Raw genomic sequence first — 18,195 nt, forward strand, 5'->3', positions numbered from 1 at the left:
CCGTACAAAGTGCTATCTGATAAAACAAAAGAATTGTTTTGAAGTTGAGCAAATATTCCTTTTGTCTTTCAAAATCCCTTTGTCAATCTTATCTAACATATTATTTTTTAATTGATAGATCTGATATTCTGCACCACCTAATTTTAAAAATACATCCTCAAACTGATTTTCTCCATCAATTCTAATTAACAATTTTAATCCGTCAAATACACCAAATTCTTCGATTCCAGTCAATGCAACTTCGTAGATATCTTTGTTAGTTCCAACAGTTCTAATTGTATCTAGAGTATGCACCAACCCTTTTTGTAAATCATTCATGACTTGTGCTGACAATGTTGTCCCAACTTGAGTTGCTGTTTCTTCACCTTTCCAAATATGCCTAACCAATCCAGCACCAACATCGTTTGCACTTTCAACTTTGTAAACATCTAAATTCGTTCCTATCCAATCCTTTATTTTTTTTAACATCTATCTTACTCCTTCTTGTGTAATTACATTTATTCTTGCTAAATTACTCTCATAACTTTTTTTGTTGCAAAATCTCATCATAAAAGCTATCCTCTATTTTAAAATTCTTTTCGCTCCAACAAAGGCCCCATTTGAAATATAATTAGCTGTTTGCACCTTATATTTAAAATCAACAGTTATTTCCACACCTTTCGCTCTTATTTCGAGCAAGATATTTAAGATACTCTTTTTTATATATGCAGACAGTCTTTTATTCAATATAATGTAAATGCTTCCTGCTTTTTCTTTATAAAATTGTGTTTCAAAATTTCCGTTAAAACTTCCATTTTTAACTTTAAAATCTATGTTTTTAACTTTATCTTTTATAATCCCTTCTTTAAAAATAAAAATATTTTGCTCATAATTTTCAATTATAATCTTGAGCACGTTTAAGATTGTTTCAAAAGTTGCATTTTTACTTTTCCTTGAAATTTCAGCAAGTATTCTTTTTCTATAATTTTCATCTTTTTCGTTCGTGTCCCTTTTCAAATTAAAAGATGTTCCAAATTTGTCCAATACGTAACCTTCCGCCTCCATAATGTTTAAAGATTTCAAAAGTTCATATATTCCTTTACTTGCTTGTCTTACTTCTTCTAAATATAAATTTAACAAAAAATAATTATTGCTTCCCCTGTCTCTTCTGTACATATGTGGAAATCTACTTATTATTTCATCTGTATACTCTTCGCTACTCTTAAACATAAATTACCTCGATATTATTTTCGTTTATTTGAAATTTTTGACCAACTGGGACTGTAAATGTTTTGTCGAAATTTTGTATTTCAACATCGGATTCTGTTAATCCCATTTTCAAATTTATTTTTCTTATATCGTCAATTCCTAACACTTCTGAATATGTCTTTAAATAACTAATAGATTCTCCTGTTTTAGATTATTAATATAATTTAAAATTTCCTGTTGTATTTGTTTTGTCCAACGACTATCTTTTTCATCTAAATTTTTTGTTTCCAAAACTTCAACTTTTATTAATAACGTACTATATTTTATGATGTTATATATTATTTTTCTTTCAAATACACCTCTTTTTATTTTTTTTTCAAAAGTTTGTGCATTAGAATCTGCGAGAGTCAATATGCCATCTGCTTTCAAATCTAAAATAGTTTCAAAAATTTTGTCATCCGGTGTTCCTTCTAAAAATATTTTAACTGTTCCAGCTTCAGTAGCTGGCTCAGTTTCAGGATCTAATATCAACACATTTTTAATATTTTCCAAAGCCATTAATCCGTTATATAATGCTGCATGTGTAGCGGTTTGTTCAACTGTTTCCTTTCTTTTAAGTCTTTCCCTATAAAGACTATCACTCTCATTATTTGCACCACCAGTTACATCCGCATCATTTGTAATTTTAGCAACTCCTTCATATTCAGTCGTAAAAGTAACATCACTTGTGATATTGCTTTCTTCTCCGATTTCAAGAGCCTGAATAAATCCTATTCCGTAATACTCATTATTATCTAATTTATCCAACGCAACGTTTGATAATAGTCTATATTCTTTTTCAGCATATTTAATAATTGTTTGTGCTGGTATAACTCTATTCTTTTCTCCTATTATTTTAACCTGTCCGGTTGCATAAGCCCCTGCTTCCCGTGGAGTTCTCAGTAAAGTTCCAAAGAAATCTAAATATATTCCTGTTGCTGTATTTAGATTCATTTGATTATTAAATTCTAACAATTCTTCCCATATTTGTGATAATTCATAGCCTATCGCTTCAGAATGAATCCTTCAGGAGTATTAAAATCTAAAATATAATTATTATCTTGTAATCTTGCTTTGTACCTATTTTCTATATCTTTCATAATATCTGTAAAACTTTTAACACAAATCCTTTTCTGTTACTCCGAAATCCATCGTTCCTCCTTTCTAAAACGCTAAAGTCTTTCCATTTTTCAATAACATTTCCACTTTAAAATTATAGTTTCCATTTCTATTTTCAAAATCACTTTCAAACTTTGTTATTTCTGCCACATCTTCATCCGACAAAATCGTTTCTTTGACCTGGGCCTCTATATTAAATTTTTCTAATAAATTTCCTATTTGTCCATTATTTTCATTTCTTTTAAGCCAATAAATACCTTCATTCTTATGCAAAAACCATTCGTTAAAAAATAACCTTAATTTATTTTCCAAACGTAATCTTATTTTTTCTAATTCTGAACTTAATATAATATTTTTACCGATTGCAACATCTATTTCTTTATCATCATTTTTTCTGTTAGCCAACTTTCTACACTCTCCATGATATCCTCCTAATCCAATGGTAATCCACCATTTGTATGAGTTAAAATGACTTTCCACCAATTGTAGCGTCTCCACTAACTTCTAAACTTCCGTCAACTTTAACAGGCCCACTTATACTGATTGAACCACCTTTTATATTGACACCGCTATCATTTATTGTTACAAGCGTTCCACCATAAGTGATATAGAAGTCGTTAGATATGTTCTTTTCTGCATCACTTGTTATTTGTCCAACTACAACGGCATTATTTATATCAAATTTTGCACTAGAGTTCGGCTCGCAAGGTTCAGAAGCGTTTCTTGCATTAAATGTATCATGTTGGCAAAAGCTACTAAAACCTTATCATTCGCAGCCAATGGAGCATTTACTTTGCATTTACACCCCAAAATCGGACAATTGGAACATTTTCAATTATTTCAACTTCATCACGTGTGCCAAAAAGTTCAGGAATATCTAACATTTGTATACTACAGCTCATGTTAGAGTTATCTACTTCAACAATTTTAGCTATTGCAAAAGTATTCAAATTATCAAATCTTCCACTTATCATTGATTCTATATGATCTCCTACTGTTTTTTTTCTCACTTTTTACCTCCTACTCCATATGTTCTCACTATTCTATCCCAGTCTTTTTCTTTTTTATTTCCGCTACTTTTTGTAGTAGTTTTTTTAGTTTCTGTGTTATTAGATTTTTTAACCTCGTTTTCTTTTTTGCTTGTTTTTTTAGTATTTTTTTCATTTTTCTTACTCTTTTTATCGTCTTTTTCTTTTGCTTTTTTCTTTTTATTTTTAGATGCTTTCTCATTTTTCCCTTTTTTTCCAGAAACAATTTCGATTTCATTAGCTTTCTTAGCTTCTTCATCATCAAATTTAGTTTTTATTTCCAACTCTGTATATGCATCGCTTTTAAAATTAATAACGTGCTTACCTTTTGTGATAAGATACTCTCCTTTAATTTCAAGTTGCTCAAATTCCTTTTTTAAATCTAAATTAATCTTAAAACCTTCTTGAAATCTATGATCAAATATACTTTTCAATGTATAAGTACCGTCATTTTCTTTTACATCTTGAAATCGATTCGGATCAAATTCTAAAATACCTCTATTTATCTTATCTCGTGGTTGAAAAGTGACAACTCCATTTGTTATAAAAAAAACACTTTTAGTATCTTTTGCTATTTCTTTAAAGATGTGTTTTACGTTGTTATGCATTGTTTTTCCGTCTTTATAATCAATATCCTTACCAAGCTCTATTGTCCCAGCTTTTAATTTATCCAATTTTGATAAAATTAATTTTATTATTGTGCTAGCTTTTGTCCCTTTTCCAGTTTTAAGATTTATTTTTGTATCCTTGTATTCATCATTATAAGTATTACAAGTTATCTCAAATTTCTTATCAGCGTTGCTCCAACTTCCTTTCAAACTCTCGATAATCCCTTTATAGATAACACCAATATCTTTATTTACTCCATCATTCCAATACCCAGCTTCAATAACTACTTCAACACCTTTTTTTAATTTTTTAATCATTTCATCTGTTAAATTATAAATAACTATTTTAGCAATATTAGTGCTTTCTGTTATATCAAATTCAGTTTGTATCTCGAAATCTGGCGAATAATCAACTCCATTTTCAATTTGAAATCTTTCAAATTCAATTTCCTCTGTTTCATCTCCATTTTTTACTTTAAAAGTTACTTTTGCATATCTGTCCCACAAAATATAGTAATTATCATTTCCTGTGTTCTCAGCCATTAAACCACCACCATAATATCCTGTAATATTCCAGCTGTCTCTGTTGTAAACTCAACATCAAAGCCATTCAAATTAATTGGCAAAGCTATCATTTTAACATTTGGGAATTCTTTATATCGTCTTCTGCACAATAAGAACAAATCTTCGTATGCATTAATTCTTTGACCCATATGTAAATTTTCGTTATCAGTATTTACATCTAAATACCAAAGTTCTTTTATATTGTAAATTTCCAATATAACTAACAACGTTTCTTCTCCATCGTCTAATAAAATTCTGTAACTACTTTTTTTATTTTTCTTATATAAAATATCAAAACTATATAATTTTCTCATGCTTTAATATCTCCTGTTCTAGGATCATCTCCAAGTCCACCTTTCATTGATTCACTCATCGAAACTTCAGACATTTCTCGATTTTGGGTATTAGTCTCTGGATCATAAGCACTCGTTGTAGTCTTTCCGTCAGTTGTAGTAAATTTTAACAAGTTTACTTCTTTTAAATTTATCGAAACTTTTATACTAGTATAATTTTGATAATTTTCCGAGTAACTGACACTAGTTATTGCAAGTGGAGCATAAACCTTATCAAATTTAGTATACATAAATGTTGTATAATTTCTTTTTTTTGATTCTTTAACTAATTTCTCGAGTTCATCTTTCCATTCTTTACCGTGTAAAATTACCTCAATTTTTAATGTATATGGATTCACAAACATATTTTCATTAAAATTATCTTTTAAATACGATTTGTAGCCTGTTATTTCATTATCTTGACTATAATCGGTCGAAATTACTAAAAGAGGTATAGTACCTAAAAATCCATTAGGTTTTATGCCAAAATATTTTAAATACATTTTTTCAAGTCTATCTTTTTGTGCTTCAAATCCTGCAATTGCTTTTTTTAAAAAATCTAATACTTGCATTCTATACCTCCTAAACTATTCCTAATTTTTCAAGTTCATTTTTTAATTCGTTTAGTGTTTCATCATTTCCATTAACATTAAATACAAAATGATTATTATTTGTAACAACTGTTCCACTGTCTTTCAGTCCACCACGAGTATTAGCTTTAATAGATTTTAAATTGTTTAACATATCGTTAGTTGTTGTGTTTCTTGCAACCATTGAGCCGTTTGGCAACCAAATAGCTTCATCTCCATGCTCATCGATAGTAGTCATTCCCCCACCACCTTGTGCTTGGAAATTATTAGTTCCCACCGCTTTATGTCCTAAATTACCTAAACTTGCACTTTGATATGTTAAAGGCTGCGGAGTGAACGCTACTCCTATTGCTTTTTGCTGTGAAGCAGTTTTAGATTTTGCAAGAAATTCTGCCATTCTCGATATTGCAGTTCCTAAAATACTAATAACTCCTCCAATCGCTCCTGCAATTACTGAACAAGCCTCTGAAATAATTTTTTTGGCAGCATTCCAAACTGTATTAACCGCATTTCTAAAAGTTTCGTTTTTATTATAAAGCTCAACAAGCCAGCCAATAAAAGCCCCGATCGCAGCCCCGATTGGACCTCCTAATAAAAGACCGGCGATTGCTCCTACCGCCATTTCCCAATGTTCTTTTATCTGATCCCAAATTGCATTAACACCATCTCTAAACCAACTCACGTTGTTATATAACCAAACAAGTGCTATACCGATTGGTCCGCCTATTAAAAAACCTCCTAAATAAGACAATATCATTATCCAGTGTTCTTTTATAAAATCCCAAGCCATATTAACACCATCTCTAAACCAAGATACGTTATTATATAGCCAAGTAAGTCCCGTCCAAATTAGCATTATAGCACCTATTATTGCCATTGCTATTAAAACGTATGGATTTAAAGCTGCAACTGCATTAAATGCTGATTGTGCCGCAGTTAAAGCCCATAATATACCTATTCCAACAGCTAATCCTAAAAATACAGTTCCCCAGAATTTAACAGTCTCTTTGTTTTCTTCGACCCATTTGGTCATTTCGCGGACTCTTTCTGAAAATTTATCTACTTTTTCTTTAAAAGATTCTAATTTTTGTTTAACTTCATCAGCTGTCATTCCCCAAATTTGCGTTTTATCTTTTGCATCTTCTGATTTTGTACTAAATCCAAATAACGCACCTACAACAGCCATTATCAAGTCGCTGATTGCTCCTAATGCACTTCCTAAACTTTGCAATGTAGCCGTCCACACTTTGTTTACGTCAGCATTTTGTTGCAAATAATCTTGCCATTGCTTAAACATATTAAATATAACTACTAAACCAATCGCCAATAGTCCGTAAAGAACTATTTTTAATAAGCTAACACTTGCAATAGCTTCTTTTATCCCAGAAATGAAAGGCCCAATGCTTGACTTCATTTTATTAAATACCATTTCTCCAATTACTAAAGCTCCCAAAATAGAAACTAATTGCAACAGCCAAGGCGCTTTTTCTGCTACCTGTCCAATTGCTTCAGCTATTCCCATAAATAACCCTGCAACCGGAACTAATAAAGGCTCTAATGAATCAAATACCGCTGCAAACGTGCTTGACATTGTTCCCATTAAAGTTTCAACCGCTCCTGCACTTCCTTGCATCATAAAGTCACTCAATTGCTTAGCTACCCCACTACTATTTTTTATTTCGTTTTGAAGTTTTTTTAAGTCTTCTATACTTCCATTCAATAGCGTATTGGCGGCTCTACCTCCTTGTACTCCGAATATAGCTTTTAATACTCCAGCTTTATCCGCGTTACCCATTTTGTCAGTTACACCTTTTAATCTTTCAATAATTGAAACCATATCTTGTAAATTACCTTTTTCATCTGTAACCTTACCAATTAAATCTTCAAGTTTCCCACGTTTTTTAAAATCTTTTAAACTTTCAAACATTTGATTTAATCCAGTACCTGCTGTTGACCCTGTTAATCCGTTGTCATTCATTTTCCCTAACATCGCATAAACTGTTTCAAGTGGCACTCCTAATGCTTTCCCAGACGCTCCAACATACTTAAATCCTTCTGCCAATCTAGGTAAATCAGCAGCTGTATTTTTAGATGTAACAGCTATCATATCAGTAACTTTTTGAGCCTCTTTCGCAGATAATTGATAAGAGTTCATGTGCATTTTAACCATTTCAAGAGCTGGTGTTATATCCGAATTAAACGCTTGTGCCAAATTAGCAGCTGCTGGTATGATTTGTTTCATTTCGTCTTTTTTAATTCCTAACGTTGCTCCAGCATTAATAGCCTGTGCAACATCTAAGTTATTAAATTTTGTATCTCCACCAACTTTTTTAGTTAGTCGCCTATACTCTTTTAAATCAACACCATATCCACCTGTTTTGGCAGAAGCGCCACGTAATTCATAATCAGTTTGTCCATATTCCTGCAACGCTTCCATTCCAGCCTGTGTAATAAAACTTCCTGCCTTATACAATGCTCCATCCCGAACTTTATTTAAAAGCCCTTTAACTTTTTTTATTGCACTGTCAGCACCTTTAGCCACGTTTCCAAGAGGATTCTTAACCGACTTTCCAACTGCTTCTTTGACTTTGTTCAAATCATCCATTTTCTTTTTAGCTTCTTGTGTTTCTTTTTTTACGTTATCCAATCCACTTTTTACAGTTTTGCCAGTTCCAAGAGTTTTCATCATATCCTGAGCCATTTTCATTTGAGATTTGAGTTTATCCCCTTGTGCCTGCAAGTGCTTTTGCATATGTTGCATCTGCTTATTAAAATTATTTAAACTAACCTTATCTAATGTTTTAGCTAGTTTTCAGCTTCTTTTGCATTGATTGTATCCATTGCTTTGCATTTTATCTTTAATAACAAACTCTAATTCATAAGTAACTCCTACTCCACTAGCCATTTATTTCCCTTTCTTAATCTTTTTTAGTTCTTTTTCTTTTGCTTTTTGGATTTCTGTATCATAAAAACACATTTTCAAAAAAGTTTCAAACTCTTTTTCAGAGATTTTATTTTCATTATATTTTTTTAAAAAAACAAAAGAATTAAAACTTTTAAAATTGTCATTTATTTCCAATTGAAATGCTAAATTTTCAATTTCTGTTATATCTTTTAACATTTCGTCTTTATTAAAATATATTTTCCCTTCATGAAAAAATGCCGGATTCCTATTTAAGGAAGGGATTTCTTACCACTTCCAATAAAAATACACCTAATCCAATGATTTCGCTTGATGGAAAATCCTCAATGTTAAATCGTGGTAACAAGTCATCATTATAAAAACAATCAACTATATCGCCAAAATCAAGTACTCCTTTTCCAGTTACTGGATCAAAATCCATTTTTGAATATTTTGACGCTTGCTTTGTAGTGGGATATGTACAAATCACATCCTTTGGTTTTCCGTCCCAGTCAACCAAAGTGTGCTTAAATATTTGTCTAGGTCTTAAGCCACCTTGCTGTTTTATTCTTCTTCTTTCGGCTTCATTTCTTCTTTTTTTGACTTCTTCAGCCGTTTCCTCTGTTGCAATAGCTTCAATCGTTGCTGCTTCATTCTTAACTTCTTTATTTTCAACTGTTATATTTTCATTATCTTGTGTAATAGGTGGCAATCCAGCCATTTCTCTTGACATATTAATTGCTTTTTCTTCTTCTTCATTATATTTTCTTTCTAAATTCATTTTATTTCTCCTTATATATTTTAATTTTATTTTTTGTAATAAAAAAATCACAATCAAATTAATGACTGTGATTTAGTGTTTCTATTTAATTTTCAATTTGGTCTAGTAAATTTTCAACTTCAAATGTCATTCCAGAAAGCTCGTCAATCTGATTTGTTATCATTGCCAAGTCCTGAGAAAGTTTACATATTTTTCTATAAGTATCACTTCTTACTTCATTAGCCTTGTTTGCTTCTTTTATCTTAGCCCAATGAACTGCTTTATCAAGTGGTATTGAAACTTTGTCACTTTTTGGCATTGGTAACAATCTTTGCTGATTTAACAATCTTTCCATTCTGTTAAATTCGTTTATGTAAGCCAGTTTGAATTTGTTGTGTCCTTGTATATTGAACATATAAAGGATAAATCCGTCCTTGGTTAAAAGATATTCACGATAGTTTCTATTTCTGCTATCCTTGTAATTACTTGTGAAAATCAATCTACCCAAATCTGGGTTGATTAAAATTTTATCAATGTCTCTTAAAACTTTTTCGTGCCTTTTATCCAATGCTCTTGCAATAACTCTACTACTTACAACTAATCCGTAATTTTCATGTCTTTCTACTTTTACTAAATCCATAATGTTTTCCATTAAATTTCCTCCTAAAATATTGTTTTTTAGAAGTCAATATGGTATAATTCTATTGATGAGGTAGAAATACCATAAGACTTCTTTGCAAAGAGGTCTTATTTTTTATTTCTCCTCACTTTCCAAATCTTTTTTTATCAAATTTAAAATATATTCTTTTATCCCTATTCCCATATTTGTAGCTTTCAATTTAATATTTTTGTGTAATTCCGAATCTACTTTAAATGATATATTTTTCTTATTTTCCATCTTTAACCTCCTGACTTTTATATTTTACACGTTTACACGTAAAAGTCAAGAACTTTTAAAATTTTTATTTAAAATTTTGTTTCACTTCTTCAGCGATTGTAGGCATTACAAATCCAACTTCAATCATATCATTATCAACATCCAAAAGTATTTTCATATTTCCACTTGTTTCACCATCACTCATAGGATAAAAAAATTGTAGTGCCATACTTTCATATTTTAAGTTTCTCATTTTATACTGTTTGTTAATTTCATTTATATATTTTCTGGCATCTCTAAACATTTCTTTAACCATCATATTTTTGGTAAAACCACCCTTTGCTTGAATTTCTAATACAACACCTACATCAGTAGCTACTATCTTTCTAGTTTTGGAAACTTTCTTTTATATTATCTTCAATTTCTTTGTAAGGGTCTGTTTCGACTTCAGTTGCTTTTGCTTCAGCCTTTGGCTCTTCTTTCTTAACCTCTTCCTTTTGGCTTCGACTTTCTTAACTTCTTTTTTTCTCTGCTGTTTCAGTTTTATTCCCTGAATTTGGAGAACTAACCATCGCTAAAAACAAAAATACAACTGCTAATACGGAATCCAGTTTATCCCTTTTAGTTCTTTCTGCTTTTAATTTTCTTTTTTTCTTTTCTTGCTCATAGTTTTTCTGTATTCTTTAATTTTAGGAATTTCTTTCAAGCTGAATCTAATTACCCTAACATAGAAATATATACAGGCTATCCAAAATATTAAAACATTTAATATCATTCCTCCTTAAAAATAATTTACTATATTATACACTATTTCTAAGAGAAATTAAAGAATAATTTTAATTATACCATTATCCCAAACTTAAAACAAATATTTTAGTTTTCACAGTCATTATTCAATTGCCATTGTCCTTATGATTTTATTTCCTTTGTTAAATAATTTTTCTACATTACAAGTTCTCTGCTTTCTGCTTCAAACTCCCATGCTCTTGCTTCAGTTCCACTTTCGTTTGCATATTTTAACGCAGCTTTTTTCTTAAATGAAACACCATTATATATATAAGTTTCATTTGTATTTGTATCAGTTATTACCATAAACATTGGAAACGGTCCTTTATTTGCTTTCCAAAGTTTGTGCAATCTTTCCATTGTTCTGTGCTCGCTGCTTCCGTAAAGTAAACTTAATGTGATAGATACACTCTCGTCGACTGATACATTAACAACCTTTTGCCCACAACTCGCAATTGTTGAGCTCGAACTTTCTGTGTTTGGATCATCCTCAAAACCATCTTCATGTCTGCAAGTAATTGCGTAAGGAATACCTGCAGCAGTTAACACAATTTTAACGTTATCCACATTATATTGTTTTGTTGACATTTAATTTACCCCTTTTATTTATCGAATACAATTTCTCCATCTGTTGTGATTGTTCCTGTTAATGCTAAATTTCTCACACCATTTAGAAAAGTTACTCTTAAATCAAATTTGAACTTACCTTCTCTAATTGATTCTTGTGTTAATTCACTAACTGTTAAATGACCTAATTTTATACTAAACTCATTACCGTTTTATCTTTTGCATTATTGTTCCAAAATAACTTCCAGCATTATCAACCATAAACATTCCAGCACTTGCCCCTTGTCTACAACGTTCTCTAATGATTGATTCAATCATTAATCTTCCAATATCATTCAAAGGTATTTTGTCTTTTCTCACCTGGAATATTGTTAAATCTTTTTTAAACCATCTCTCAACCAAATTTCAATTAATTTCAATTCGATAAATGTTTTATTATCAGAATTAAGTCCATTTACAATATGAAAATAACCTTGAGTTGGTTTAGATAAGTAATTTAATCCAGCGTCCCAAAAGATTTTGCTCAGTTTTGTAAAATTTTCTTGGACAAAACCAGTTATTTGAGTCGAATGAACAATATAACTTCCTAAATCTTTATATCCTATTGTTCCACCAACCAAGGCTCCTGTAAGCCAATTTCCTTTAGCTAAATTTTTAGTTCCTTCAATTACAAACGCAACGTTGTTCACATTATTTTCTGTTTGTAATTTTACAGCTTCAGCTGCACTTCCTACTTTTTCATAATCAACAGCTATAAAAAATTGTTTATCCTTATCAGTTTTTGCATAAGATACTATACTGTTAATATACGTTTTTTCAGAAACAATATCCATGTTAGTAATCCAGTTAGTGACTTCAAAAGCGTCCTCATGATTTATATATGTATTCATAAGTTCTGTAAATGTTGCTGCTGTATTATTCCCATAAACAACTACATTTAACGGTGTATACGCTTGCGAATATGCACTAGCTATTAATTTATAAAAATTATGATTTTCATTTAATCCACTGATGTTTAATTCCAATAAATCGCCAGGTTCTGTAATAAATGTCGGCGATATTGCAAAATCTTTGTAAAACATCAAACTTCTGACATCAGCATAAAAGCTCTGTTATTTTCTGATTTAATTTGTACATTATTCAAAGTATTTAAATCATTTCTCTGTATTGCCATTATTCCTCCTTAAAATTTTTATTTATATAATGTTCTGCGAAATAACTAAACTGCAAAACTTCCTTGTAATATCTTCTACCCATAAAATTAAAAGTTGTTTCCTGGATTTTGTATACTTTTCTAACTTTCCTTTTATGTTTTCTTTCACCAAAGTAATCATTTGTTGCTTTTGTATTAGCTAAAATAAATAAAGCACATCGAAATCATTATGTTTTTCTCTTGATTCTAACGTCAAGATAACTTGTATTTCTTCGTCATAACAATATTCATCATTGCCGAAAGGAATTGGATTCTCTGCGTCTTCAATGTATATTATAAAAAAACAATTGGAAATTTGAGTTTTTCATATTGCTCAGCAAGTATCTCGTCTCTTTTATCTTCATTTATGATTTGATTTATACCAAACTTTTGCAGAACTCTTTTATATCGGTCACAAGTTCTTTTAATTTCGCTTGTCATCTATATTCAGCTCCATTCTCAAAAATTCCCATAATTTTCCTCAATATTTAAAACCCTGTAAATCACATCTTTATGCTTTATTTTTATACCTTCCGATACTTTAAAATCTTGATTATCATCCAAATATAATATCCCTCTTTTTTATTCGATAAAAAACTCCCGTCCATACTTTGTGGAAACGATGAATTGTGTTTAGGTGTCAGTATAGCCATTTTACTGTCTTTTCTATTTTGTTTTGAATAGGATTGCCCATTTCGTCAAATTCAATCTCAGAATTTTCTGAATACACAATCACATCATCTGACAGCTTTTCTATAACTTTCAAAGTTTTTTTAATAGCTGATTTTGTTTTCCTATCCATTATCCACCACCTCTACCGACAATTCTCCCCGTTAATTTTAGCTGCAATATTGCTCTTAAAATGCCCAGTTTCAATCATTGGATTATTAAATCCTTTTCTTGCGATCGTCACAGGACTATTTGGAGGACTTTTATCCTTTCAATCATTGATTTATATCTTGTACTAGCTTCGGTTCCAATTTTATTCGTCATTGCTGCAACATCAAAACTTCCGTTTATAATCCTAGCAACTCCTTCTTTAAAGTATCTAGCAGCCATTGGATTAAATTGTTCAAAAGCTTTTGGTTATAATTCCACCCAGGAACTCCACGACTTGAACCACTATCCAATACATTTGATAATCCAAAGCATCAAATCCACCTTTGACACTATAATTCGTTACCGTTCCCACTTCTATCTTTTGAGGATTCATTGCCAACAACTTCTCCAAATTTTGTTTTTTGGTTTCTGTTTCACTGTTAGTTTGCAAGGCATCTTTATCACCTAAATTTATAATCTCTATTTTAATTTTCTTTTTCTATCTCCTGTTTTGCAATATTTACTCTTCGTTGAGTCAAATCTAATTCATTGTCACCAACATTTAAAAGTATATGATTCAACTCAACAAGTAATATTTCTTCTTTTCTTTGTTTTTAAAATTAAACATTTCAACTCCTTTAAAATATTGATATAGTTACACTTTCATTTTCTTCAACATCAAGAGTTTTTAATAATTGCTGATACATCCTAAGATAAGGATTATTTCCATTTGCTTCTTCGACAACAATATTTGAAATTTGGACTTTCGTAAAATCAAAATCATTTAACGAAGTTAATAAATAACCAAACAAAAAATATTTTGAGCAGCTTTTCTCTCTCTGTACTGTGCTTTTCTTCAGCAACTTCATAAAATTGCTCAACCACTTGTAAATCAAAATCAGAAGTTTCAGGAATATATTTTTTCAGTTCCTCCAAAGTTTCATCCGTCATTACTCATCAACTCTTTCGCCGACAAGTTTATTTTTTGACAAAATTTCAAATTCTGCCTCAGTTAATTCCAACTTATCACCAATTTCATATCTAACATCGTTGTATCTCAAAGGTGTTAAAGCTACTGCTTCAACAATAGCTTTTACCTCTTCCTTTTTATTCTCTTTCGCCATTTAATTCACCTACCCTACTGTTGCTATAAACATGCCATCCATAATAGATGGATTTGGAGCTACCAAGTCCTCAATGACTACATTCACATTATTTACAACTCCAGCTGATTTTGATTCTGCTACAACCTCAACAGTCGAAAATGTTCCAGCAATATCAACCACGTCTCTATCTCCTAACATTCCAAGTAATTCATCGGTTTTGCTTTTTTTATAATTAAATTTTCCAGTCTCAATCTTTTCTGATCCCTTATTATGAAATATCCTGACTGTTAAAGTATATTTCTGTTTACTGTCGTTCTTTTTGTCCTGGAATCAAATAATAATATACTGCTCCTGTTACTTTTCCGTGCCTCTTGCTAACCCTCTTAATCTTTCCCTATTCCCTGTTTCTTCTAAGATATACAAATTTTCATATCTCAGACATTTCTCTAAAATTCTTTAAACATTTATCCTCCTTGAAATTTATAATTTACTATGATATACTTTCTGTGTTAGCAATATCTTAAATTGAGTGCTAACATCCTAAAAGAAAGGGGTACTTTTATGCCTTTACCTGAAAGCCTTCAAAAATTGCTGAATAATCCTAATATCCAAAATGCAATTAATGATGAATTACCCAAGCGTCCAAAGAATGCAGCAAATATTTGACAACTATCCAAAAATAAACGAGTTCAGGGAAAAGTTTATTATAGTAATTTGAATATTCAAATGCCGATTCAAATAATGGATTCCCAATTAAAATTATAAAAAATTATTCTGAAGTTTATTCAAAAACGTATAATTGGAACAATATTAAAGTTCAGCTATCGGTGCTTACAATTCTACTCAAGAAGAGGAATTTGAAGTTGTTATCGAAAATTTTCCAGTTATTTTTTTTGAAACCTCGATTAAATGAATATATCAGGATATTTCAAAACTTGGAAATTCCTGAAAATATTTTGCATCTTGTCCATCTGCTATATATTTTTTGGCTTCCCTTACGCGACATTTGTTCCTGCTTTAGAGCCTGTTTTATTAGAAGTTCTCAAATGGATTGTTGAAGTTTTAAAATCTTTTGGTGTTATCGTTTTGGAATATAAAACTCCAAAGAAATTTGCTGAGCTTACTTTTTCTATTGAACTCCTGTTTTTATTTCTTTTATTTTTTAGAAAGCTTTCTAAAAGTAACGTACAAAATTGATTTAATCAATAAATACAATTGCAAAAGGTAGTGAATACATCACTATCTTTTAATTTTTCCTGAAAAAATGATAAATTATCATAGAAATTATCAATGCTATTATATCTTTCATTTCTCTCCTTTCTTAACTCTTATTTTCATCTCAATACGCTAAATCTCCTTCACTTCTTAGATTTATAAATTTATATTAAGAATTTTAAAATAAAATACGTTATAATTCCTAAAACGATTAATATACTCGCCATCACTATTTTGTAAATATTTACAAAGAAAACCTCTTAAATCTTACAGGTATATGAAACAGCAGTATATTAATCCAAAATTCAGCCACTATGGATATAATCTTTATCCATAGTTTTTTATTTTCATCTCACACCTCCTCCCTCGATTCCTGAATTTTTTCTTGCATTAACGCAATGAAATTTTCAAAAAAAATTAAAAGTCATCTATTATTTTTTCAACTTTTTTAATTATTTCAGAATTATTATTTTTATTGCCAGCCTTAATCCCCAGTTAATACCCAATTTTATCCATTATATCTTTCCAGTAAATTTTTTTTCTATCATTTTCATTCTGATTTGTGTATATTTATCAATTTTCATTTTTCACCACCTCTGTATTATGATACCACAATTCTTGCGTTAATGCAAGAATTTTTTGAATAAAAAGAGTTATTCCAATTTTGAAATAACTCTATAAAAATCAATTTTACTGACACTATTTGCTTGGAACTAATTTAATAGTGACACCTGAAACTGTTAATTGGACATCATCATTAAAATAGGCATTTTTAAATTCTTTTACATAGAATCCGTCCCCGCTCGTACCAAAAACTTCGTTGATACCACCCTCAAACATATTATCTGATGAAATATTCCCATTTCCTTTTACTGCGATAACATCGTAAATTCCACGTTCAATATCCTTTCCAACAACATAGTTACCACTACTGAAAGTATATTCTTTTGGCTGGATTTTCTTTGGGTTTTAAATTTTGGTTTGTGCAGCCTTACTTGAAAGTTTTATAACTGCAGTGCCATTTACTGTAATAGAAATATCTTTTATCTAATTTTAAATTTTTAAATTCTTTAACACTTACACCATCATCTTGTGTTCCCATCACCTGATTGATTCCCCATCATACATGTTACTACTTGAAACATTTCCAGTACCCTTAATAGCAGTTATATCGTAAATCCCAGCAGGAATATCTACTCCTAACATAATGTCCTGCAGATAATTCAACTTCATAGGCTTCTGTTTGAGTGTTTTCTTTCTACTTTTTTATTTGCTTTAGTTTCTTTGAGTTCTACCCTTTTCCATCTCCGCATGATGCGATTAAAACACCTAAACACAAAATCAACAGCATTTTTCATAAATTTCCTCCATTTATATTTTATAAATTATTTACTTTCACAAGCGATCCCATCTCTATCCCTGTCTAAATGTCTTGCATATCCAGGCTCACCCTTTGATATTTTTATAGCCTTTTGATCTAGCTTCCTTACAATTTTTAAAATATAATGTTTCCGTAAATGCATTAGTACTGATAAATGCTAATGTCAAAATTACAAATAATTTTTTCATTTTGATTCCTCCATCTTTTATATATTCCGATTAACCCCAAATTTTATTATTTTATATATCTTTTCATTTCTTCCAACACTTGCAATCCTAAATCACAATTTCTAGCAACTTCATAACTAACTTCTTCTTGATATTTCATTAATTCTGCTGCAAATTCATTTGCTTCGTTTTCCAACTCTGGATTATAATTAAAAAAATTAATTTTCATAAGAAGTTTATTTTGAACTGTGATAAATCGCATGTCCTAATTCGTGGCACAGCACAACTAACTTTGAATATTCGTCCAGTTTTTCATTTATAACAATGTATTTTCTTTTTTAATATTCGCCTAAAGAAGCCTTTTATACCTTCGTAATAAAAGTATCTTATTTCAATGTTTAATTTTTCACACAATATATACGGATTACTAGTATTATATTTCTCTACCAAATTTTTTTTACTCTGAGTTTCATATTTCTACGTTTTCATATAAAACCTCCTCTTTTTTGTTTTTCATTTTAGCGTCAAAAAAAGTTCTTGCAAACTATCATGCAATCTTTTCTTATCTTCATCACTTATGCTATTATCGTTAAAAAAGTAGGCTGCCCCTTTTCAATTTCACTATACTGATCACGTTCTCTTTTATTTAATTTAGCAAATCTTATATCTTCGTTTTCATTTAGCAATCCTGCCAATTTATACATTTCAATTACATCAAGCCCTAATATCTCTGAAATCCCTTTCAATACTTCTGCCTTTATGCTTTCTGTTATACCCTTATCATAACGTGATAATGAAGATTCGGCATATTTTATCCCTCTTTTTTTCAGTAATTCAGATATTTTATCCCTAGCTATATTTTTTTGCAACCTAGTTTCTTTTATAATCTTTCTCAATTTTTCCTTGTCTTCCATATCTGTTACTCCTAATCTGAATTTTATAGTATATTATACCT

28 protein-coding genes are annotated in these 18,195 nt (G+C 30.3%); all 28 read right to left on the reverse strand.

The window, feature by feature from the left end; all coding sequences use genetic code 11:
- Positions 1-12: 12 nt before the first annotated feature.
- The 28 genes from FVE74_RS11105 to FVE74_RS11190 all read right to left on the reverse strand — a co-directional run bounded on the left by FVE74_RS11105 (position 13) and on the right by FVE74_RS11190 (position 18,154).
- Positions 13-468, reverse strand: a complete 456-nt coding sequence (locus tag FVE74_RS11105; RefSeq protein WP_147004616.1) for a hypothetical protein — start codon at positions 466-468, stop codon at positions 13-15.
- 93 nt (positions 469-561) lie between these two features.
- Complete coding sequence (locus FVE74_RS11110) at positions 562-1,209, reverse strand: hypothetical protein (protein ID WP_147004617.1); 648 nt, start codon at positions 1,207-1,209, stop codon at positions 562-564.
- Between the two features lie 159 nt (positions 1,210-1,368).
- Complete coding sequence (locus tag FVE74_RS11115; protein ID WP_147004618.1) at positions 1,369-2,202, reverse strand: baseplate J/gp47 family protein; 834 nt, start codon at positions 2,200-2,202, stop codon at positions 1,369-1,371.
- Positions 2,203-2,391: 189 nt separating this feature from the next.
- Entirely contained in the window at positions 2,392-2,751 is a 360-nt protein-coding gene (locus tag FVE74_RS11120) for a hypothetical protein (RefSeq protein WP_172617489.1), read from the reverse strand.
- Positions 2,752-3,134: 383 nt separating this feature from the next.
- On the reverse strand, positions 3,135-3,356 hold the full coding sequence (locus FVE74_RS11125) for a hypothetical protein (protein ID WP_147004620.1): 222 nt from the start codon (positions 3,354-3,356) through the stop codon (positions 3,135-3,137).
- Positions 3,353-4,525: a hypothetical protein gene (locus FVE74_RS11130; protein WP_147004621.1), complete on the reverse strand. Its 1,173-nt coding sequence runs from the start codon at positions 4,523-4,525 to the stop codon at positions 3,353-3,355. The genes FVE74_RS11125 and FVE74_RS11130 overlap by 4 nt, the downstream gene beginning before the upstream one ends.
- On the reverse strand, positions 4,525-4,860 hold the full coding sequence (locus FVE74_RS11135) for a hypothetical protein (RefSeq protein ID WP_147004622.1): 336 nt from the start codon (positions 4,858-4,860) through the stop codon (positions 4,525-4,527). The genes FVE74_RS11130 and FVE74_RS11135 overlap by 1 nt, the downstream gene beginning before the upstream one ends.
- Positions 4,857-5,450 (reverse strand): phage baseplate protein, encoded by a 594-nt coding sequence (locus FVE74_RS11140; RefSeq protein WP_147004623.1) that lies wholly within the window; start codon positions 5,448-5,450, stop codon positions 4,857-4,859. The genes FVE74_RS11135 and FVE74_RS11140 overlap by 4 nt, the downstream gene beginning before the upstream one ends.
- Before the next feature lie 10 nt (positions 5,451-5,460).
- A complete protein-coding gene (locus FVE74_RS11145) occupies positions 5,461-8,220 on the reverse strand; it encodes a phage tail tape measure protein (RefSeq protein ID WP_172617490.1) in 2,760 nt (919 codons plus the stop codon).
- A gap of 418 nt (positions 8,221-8,638) precedes the next feature.
- Positions 8,639-9,151, reverse strand: coding sequence for a hypothetical protein (locus tag FVE74_RS11150; RefSeq protein WP_147004625.1), 513 nt, complete (start codon positions 9,149-9,151; stop codon positions 8,639-8,641).
- 85 nt (positions 9,152-9,236) lie between these two features.
- Positions 9,237-9,782 carry a Rha family transcriptional regulator gene (locus FVE74_RS11155; protein ID WP_232054114.1) on the reverse strand — a complete coding sequence of 182 codons (546 nt, stop codon included), beginning with the start codon at positions 9,780-9,782 and terminating at the stop codon, positions 9,237-9,239.
- 102 nt (positions 9,783-9,884) lie between these two features.
- Positions 9,885-10,028 carry a hypothetical protein gene (locus tag FVE74_RS11625; protein ID WP_172617452.1) on the reverse strand — a complete coding sequence of 48 codons (144 nt, stop codon included), beginning with the start codon at positions 10,026-10,028 and terminating at the stop codon, positions 9,885-9,887.
- Between the two features lie 64 nt (positions 10,029-10,092).
- Positions 10,093-10,326 (reverse strand): hypothetical protein, encoded by a 234-nt coding sequence (locus tag FVE74_RS11160; protein WP_147004626.1) that lies wholly within the window; start codon positions 10,324-10,326, stop codon positions 10,093-10,095.
- 318 nt (positions 10,327-10,644) lie between these two features.
- Positions 10,645-10,782, reverse strand: a complete 138-nt coding sequence (locus FVE74_RS11630) for a hypothetical protein (protein ID WP_172617491.1) — start codon at positions 10,780-10,782, stop codon at positions 10,645-10,647.
- Positions 10,783-10,949: 167 nt separating this feature from the next.
- Complete coding sequence (locus FVE74_RS11165; protein ID WP_147003816.1) at positions 10,950-11,381, reverse strand: phage protein; 432 nt, start codon at positions 11,379-11,381, stop codon at positions 10,950-10,952.
- Positions 11,382-11,731: 350 nt separating this feature from the next.
- Positions 11,732-12,442: a hypothetical protein gene (locus FVE74_RS11170; RefSeq protein WP_147004627.1), complete on the reverse strand. Its 711-nt coding sequence runs from the start codon at positions 12,440-12,442 to the stop codon at positions 11,732-11,734.
- 750 nt (positions 12,443-13,192) lie between these two features.
- The gene (locus tag FVE74_RS11635) at positions 13,193-13,354 is read right to left on the reverse strand and encodes a hypothetical protein (RefSeq protein ID WP_172617492.1); all 162 of its coding nucleotides are present in this window, start codon (positions 13,352-13,354) and stop codon (positions 13,193-13,195) included.
- Between the two features lie 655 nt (positions 13,355-14,009).
- Positions 14,010-14,183: a hypothetical protein gene (locus tag FVE74_RS11175; RefSeq protein ID WP_172617493.1), complete on the reverse strand. Its 174-nt coding sequence runs from the start codon at positions 14,181-14,183 to the stop codon at positions 14,010-14,012.
- Complete coding sequence (locus tag FVE74_RS11640) at positions 14,152-14,322, reverse strand: hypothetical protein (RefSeq protein WP_172617494.1); 171 nt, start codon at positions 14,320-14,322, stop codon at positions 14,152-14,154. Before FVE74_RS11640 ends, FVE74_RS11175 begins: the two co-directional genes overlap by 32 nt.
- Positions 14,322-14,495 carry a hypothetical protein gene (locus tag FVE74_RS11645; protein WP_172617451.1) on the reverse strand — a complete coding sequence of 58 codons (174 nt, stop codon included), beginning with the start codon at positions 14,493-14,495 and terminating at the stop codon, positions 14,322-14,324. The genes FVE74_RS11640 and FVE74_RS11645 overlap by 1 nt, the downstream gene beginning before the upstream one ends.
- Before the next feature lie 9 nt (positions 14,496-14,504).
- Entirely contained in the window at positions 14,505-14,675 is a 171-nt protein-coding gene (locus FVE74_RS11650) for a hypothetical protein (protein ID WP_172617495.1), read from the reverse strand.
- A 1,716-nt stretch (positions 14,676-16,391) separates the two neighbouring features.
- On the reverse strand, positions 16,392-16,532 hold the full coding sequence (locus tag FVE74_RS11655; protein ID WP_172617496.1) for a hypothetical protein: 141 nt from the start codon (positions 16,530-16,532) through the stop codon (positions 16,392-16,394).
- A 261-nt stretch (positions 16,533-16,793) separates the two neighbouring features.
- Complete coding sequence (locus tag FVE74_RS12175; protein WP_269473172.1) at positions 16,794-16,925, reverse strand: hypothetical protein; 132 nt, start codon at positions 16,923-16,925, stop codon at positions 16,794-16,796.
- Between the two features lie 152 nt (positions 16,926-17,077).
- Positions 17,078-17,194, reverse strand: a complete 117-nt coding sequence (locus tag FVE74_RS12015) for an excalibur calcium-binding domain-containing protein (protein WP_232054119.1) — start codon at positions 17,192-17,194, stop codon at positions 17,078-17,080.
- The gene (locus FVE74_RS11180) at positions 17,139-17,261 is read right to left on the reverse strand and encodes an excalibur calcium-binding domain-containing protein (RefSeq protein WP_232054120.1); all 123 of its coding nucleotides are present in this window, start codon (positions 17,259-17,261) and stop codon (positions 17,139-17,141) included. The genes FVE74_RS12015 and FVE74_RS11180 overlap by 56 nt, the downstream gene beginning before the upstream one ends.
- 46 nt (positions 17,262-17,307) lie before the next feature.
- The gene (locus tag FVE74_RS11660; protein ID WP_172617497.1) at positions 17,308-17,469 is read right to left on the reverse strand and encodes a hypothetical protein; all 162 of its coding nucleotides are present in this window, start codon (positions 17,467-17,469) and stop codon (positions 17,308-17,310) included.
- Positions 17,470-17,476: 7 nt separating this feature from the next.
- A complete protein-coding gene (locus FVE74_RS12310; protein ID WP_147004631.1) occupies positions 17,477-17,566 on the reverse strand; it encodes an ImmA/IrrE family metallo-endopeptidase in 90 nt (29 codons plus the stop codon).
- 249 nt (positions 17,567-17,815) lie between these two features.
- Positions 17,816-18,154, reverse strand: a complete 339-nt coding sequence (locus FVE74_RS11190) for a hypothetical protein (RefSeq protein WP_147004629.1) — start codon at positions 18,152-18,154, stop codon at positions 17,816-17,818.
- Positions 18,155-18,195 lie beyond the last annotated feature (41 nt).

This window comes from Leptotrichia wadei (assembly GCF_007990445.1).
Lineage (GTDB): Bacteria > Fusobacteriota > Fusobacteriia > Fusobacteriales > Leptotrichiaceae > Leptotrichia > Leptotrichia wadei_A.

Coding starts and splice junctions, on each gene's coding strand:
- FVE74_RS11140 (WP_147004623.1), bottom strand. CDS start 5,450: ATGCAAGTATTAGATTTTTTAAAAAAAGCAATTGCAGGATTTGAAGCA.
- FVE74_RS11130 (WP_147004621.1), bottom strand. CDS start 4,525: ATGGCTGAGAACACAGGAAATGATAATTACTATATTTTGTGGGACAGA.
- FVE74_RS11165 (WP_147003816.1), bottom strand. CDS start 11,381: ATGTCAACAAAACAATATAATGTGGATAACGTTAAAATTGTGTTAACT.
- FVE74_RS11145 (WP_172617490.1), bottom strand. CDS start 8,220: ATGCAAAAGCACTTGCAGGCACAAGGGGATAAACTCAAATCTCAAATG.
- FVE74_RS11660 (WP_172617497.1), bottom strand. CDS start 17,469: ATGAAAATTAATTTTTTTAATTATAATCCAGAGTTGGAAAACGAAGCA.
- FVE74_RS11625 (WP_172617452.1), bottom strand. CDS start 10,028: ATGGAAAATAAGAAAAATATATCATTTAAAGTAGATTCGGAATTACAC.
- FVE74_RS11135 (WP_147004622.1), bottom strand. CDS start 4,860: ATGAGAAAATTATATAGTTTTGATATTTTATATAAGAAAAATAAAAAA.
- FVE74_RS11190 (WP_147004629.1), bottom strand. CDS start 18,154: ATGGAAGACAAGGAAAAATTGAGAAAGATTATAAAAGAAACTAGGTTG.
- FVE74_RS11645 (WP_172617451.1), bottom strand. CDS start 14,495: ATGGCGAAAGAGAATAAAAAGGAAGAGGTAAAAGCTATTGTTGAAGCA.
- FVE74_RS11630 (WP_172617491.1), bottom strand. CDS start 10,782: ATGATATTAAATGTTTTAATATTTTGGATAGCCTGTATATATTTCTAT.
- FVE74_RS11155 (WP_232054114.1), bottom strand. CDS start 9,782: ATGGAAAACATTATGGATTTAGTAAAAGTAGAAAGACATGAAAATTAC.
- FVE74_RS11640 (WP_172617494.1), bottom strand. CDS start 14,322: ATGACGGATGAAACTTTGGAGGAACTGAAAAAATATATTCCTGAAACT.
- FVE74_RS11170 (WP_147004627.1), bottom strand. CDS start 12,442: ATGTTTTACAAAGATTTTGCAATATCGCCGACATTTATTACAGAACCT.
- FVE74_RS11635 (WP_172617492.1), bottom strand. CDS start 13,354: ATGGATAGGAAAACAAAATCAGCTATTAAAAAAACTTTGAAAGTTATA.
- FVE74_RS11655 (WP_172617496.1), bottom strand. CDS start 16,532: ATGTTTGAGGGTGGTATCAACGAAGTTTTTGGTACGAGCGGGGACGGA.
- FVE74_RS11105 (WP_147004616.1), bottom strand. CDS start 468: ATGTTAAAAAAAATAAAGGATTGGATAGGAACGAATTTAGATGTTTAC.
- FVE74_RS11650 (WP_172617495.1), bottom strand. CDS start 14,675: ATGTTAGGAGATAGAGACGTGGTTGATATTGCTGGAACATTTTCGACT.
- FVE74_RS11160 (WP_147004626.1), bottom strand. CDS start 10,326: ATGATGGTTAAAGAAATGTTTAGAGATGCCAGAAAATATATAAATGAA.
- FVE74_RS11150 (WP_147004625.1), bottom strand. CDS start 9,151: ATGAATTTAGAAAGAAAATATAATGAAGAAGAAGAAAAAGCAATTAAT.
- FVE74_RS11110 (WP_147004617.1), bottom strand. CDS start 1,209: ATGTTTAAGAGTAGCGAAGAGTATACAGATGAAATAATAAGTAGATTT.
- FVE74_RS11180 (WP_232054120.1), bottom strand. CDS start 17,261: ATGAAAAAATTATTTGTAATTTTGACATTAGCATTTATCAGTACTAAT.
- FVE74_RS12175 (WP_269473172.1), bottom strand. CDS start 16,925: ATGAAGTTGAATTATCTGCAGGACATTATGTTAGGAGTAGATATTCCT.